This window comes from Stenotrophomonas sp. 05L414_2 (assembly GCF_056397905.1).
Genome location: NZ_JBFTOJ010000282.1, coordinates 1 through 2,418, shown reverse-complemented (window position 1 = coordinate 2,418; position 2,418 = coordinate 1). Strand labels below are relative to the sequence as shown.

General features: G+C 66.5%; 2 protein-coding genes and 1 tRNA gene. All 3 read left to right on the top strand.

What is annotated here, in order from left to right; translation table 11 throughout:
• Window positions 1-134 precede the first annotated feature (134 nt).
• The 3 genes from thiD to AC1DJN_RS21535 all read left to right on the top strand — a co-directional run bounded on the left by thiD (window position 135) and on the right by AC1DJN_RS21535 (window position 1,934).
• Complete coding sequence (gene thiD, locus AC1DJN_RS21545; protein ID WP_478040185.1) at window positions 135-944, top strand: bifunctional hydroxymethylpyrimidine kinase/phosphomethylpyrimidine kinase; 810 nt, start codon at window positions 135-137, stop codon at window positions 942-944.
• Entirely contained in the window at window positions 941-1,867 is a 927-nt protein-coding gene (locus AC1DJN_RS21540; protein WP_282280229.1) for an alpha/beta hydrolase family protein, read from the top strand. The genes thiD and AC1DJN_RS21540 overlap by 4 nt, the downstream gene beginning before the upstream one ends.
• Window positions 1,858-1,934 (top strand) — tRNA-Arg (locus AC1DJN_RS21535). Before AC1DJN_RS21540 ends, AC1DJN_RS21535 begins: the two co-directional genes overlap by 10 nt.
• Window positions 1,935-2,418: the final 484 nt, after the last annotated feature.

The window sequence follows — 2,418 nt, the reverse complement described above, 5'->3', positions numbered from 1 at the left end:
GTCCTGCAGGCCCACACCACCCCGCATCCCACCACATGCCGCCGTTGCTCCAGGTGTTGCTGTTGCTTGTGCCGGTGCCGGGCGCAGCCCGGCCGGCACTACCCCCTGGCAAGGCAGCACGGCACAATCGCTGCATGAGCCCGACCACCCCTGTTTCCGCCCTGACCATCGCTGGCTCCGACTCCGGCGGCGGCGCCGGCATCCAGGCCGACCTGAAGGCCTTCGCCGCGCATCGCGTGCATGGGCTGTCGGTGATTGCCGCACTGACCGCGCAGAACACCCGCGGCGTCCGCGCCGTGCACGTGCCACCGATCGACTTCCTGCGCGCGCAGATCGAAGCCTGCTTCGACGACTTCGACATCCACGCGGTGAAGCTGGGCATGCTGGCCAACGCCGAGGTGATCCACGCGGTGGCCGATGCACTGGAACGCCATCGACCACCGCACGTGGTGCTCGACCCGGTGATGGTGGCCACCAGCGGTGCGCRCCTGCTGGAGGACAGCGCGCTGCAGGCAATGCGTCAACGGCTGCTGCCACTGGCCACCCTGGTCACCCCCAATGCACCCGAAGCGGAGCTGCTGGTCGGCCGCAGCATCGCCGATGGCAACGATGCAGAGCGGGCCGCCGCCTCGCTCCTTGATCTGGGCGCCGGTGCAGTGCTGCTGAAGGGCGGGCACCTGCACGAAGGCAACCGCGTGGTCGACCGCTACTTCGACGGCGTCAGCAGCGAAGAATTCATCCATGCCCGCCTGCCACTGGATGCGCATGGCACCGGCTGCACGCTGGCCTCGGCCATCGCCGCGCAGCTCTGCAACGGGCTGAGCCTGGCCAACGCCTGCGAAGCCGGCATCGACTACGTAGCGCGCGGATTGCAGCAGGGCTATGCGCCCGGTCGCAGCGAGGTGCTGGTACTGGACCACTTCGGCGCGGCGCCCCACGCATGAGTGATTCGCTACGCGCGCTCACTGTGAACAGCGGCGATGGCCACCGTTTCGACGTGATCGCCTGTGCGCCCGCACAGCCGCTGGCACGGCTGTTGTGGCTGCCGGCGCTGGGCGTGGCCGCGCGCCACTACGTACCACTGGCGCAGGCACTTGCAGCCAGGGGCGTGGCGGTCTACCTGCACGAATGGCGTGGCAATGGCAGCAGTTCGCTGCGCCCGTCGCGCAGCCAGGATTGGGGCTACCGGCAGATTCTCGACCACGATCTGCCGGCCAGCGAGGCCCTGCTCGCCGATGCCGATGACGCGCAGGAGGCACTGCCATGGATCATCGGTGGCCACAGCCTGGGTGGGCAGCTGGCCTGCGTGCACGCCGGACGCCAACCACAGGCGTTCGATCGATTGTGGCTGGCCGCCAGCGGCACACCGTTCTGGCGCACGTTYCCGCCACCACGCGGTTGGCTGCTGCCACTGATCTATCGCTTCCTGCCGTGGATCGCGCGGCGCCAGGGCGTGCTGCACGGGCGCCGGCTCGGTTTCGGCGGCACCGAAGCACGCGGACTGATCGCTGACTGGGCACGCGTAGGGCTGAGCAATCACTACGCCGCCGCAGGCATGGACGAGGACCTGGATGCGCAGATGGCGCGCGTGCACGGCAGTGCGCAGGCGGTGCTGATGGAAGACGATTGGCTGGCGCCGAGCGGATCAATGCAGGCGCTGCTGGCGAAACTGCCGAATGTCGCCTCGGAATTACGCGTGCTTTCTGCGCAGGAGCTGGGTACGCAGGCCGATCACTTCGCGTGGATGAAACACCCGGAGGCTGTCGCAGAGGCGTTTTTCATTCAGTTGGGTGAAAATTTTCACAAAAGCGTTGACGACTCGCGCCGACATCCGCATAATTCCGCTCCTGTCGCAGGGCGCCCGTAGCTCAGTTGGATAGAGTACCTGGCTACGAACCAGGCGGTCGGGAGTTCGAATCTCTCCGGGCGCACCATTACACCGAAACAGCAGGCCTCGGCCTGCTGTTTTTTTATGCGTGTTCGGCAGGGCTGCGCCCTGCACCTGCAGAAGCCACTGCGCAAGCAACAGCAACAGCTGGCATTCCGTGGGGTGGCGGGGCGGTGCCGGAGTGCGGGGACGCCGCAAGTACGTCCCTGTAGGCTTGGCAGCCGCATCCATGCGGCTGACACCCCGCACTCCGACACCGCCCCACCTCTGACAGATTYYCGCGATCYGRTRGATCCACGCCATGCGTGGATGWATCTCCATCGAGTTCGAGTTGGAGTTCGAATATTTCGACAATTGATCGAAGAGCATCCACGCATGGCGTGGATCTACCGTGTCGACCAGGGTCGACACCCACCAACCGCAACAGCACCGACAGATCGCCGGAAATCTGTCGAAGGCGGGGTGGGTCCGGTTGCGGGAGTGTCCGCGGCATGGATGCCGCGGCCAAGCCCCCATGGACGGGTTTACGG